This is a genomic window from Pseudomonas frederiksbergensis, assembly GCF_003732665.1.
Classification (GTDB): domain Bacteria; phylum Pseudomonadota; class Gammaproteobacteria; order Pseudomonadales; family Pseudomonadaceae; genus Aquipseudomonas; species Aquipseudomonas frederiksbergensis_G.
Genome location: NZ_MOBP01000096.1, coordinates 1 through 315 on the forward strand (window position 1 = coordinate 1; position 315 = coordinate 315).

1 protein-coding gene is annotated in these 315 nt (G+C 61.9%); it reads left to right on the forward strand.

The window, feature by feature from the left end:
• The coding region (locus tag BK665_RS33300) for a trimeric intracellular cation channel family protein (RefSeq protein ID WP_185076730.1) at positions 1–315 on the forward strand (315 nt) is incomplete at both ends.

Genomic DNA, 315 nt, shown 5'->3' on the forward strand with positions numbered 1-315 from the left:
TGCCCGCTGGATGCGCCATCTGCGTTCACTGTTTCTGGTGCTCGACGCGGTGGGTCTGGTGGCGTTCACCCTGATCGGCTGCATGACGGCCCTGGAAATGGGCCACGGCATGCTGGTGGCCTCGGTCAGCGGTGTGATCACGGGCGTGTTTGGCGGCATCTTGCGGGACATCTTCTGCAACGACATCCCGCTGATCTTCCGCCGCGAGCTCTACGCCAGCGTCTCGTTTGCCGCGGCATGGTGCTATCTGCTCTGCATTTACCTGCAATTACCCGGTGAACAGGCGATCCTGATCACCCTGTTCGGCGGCTTCCT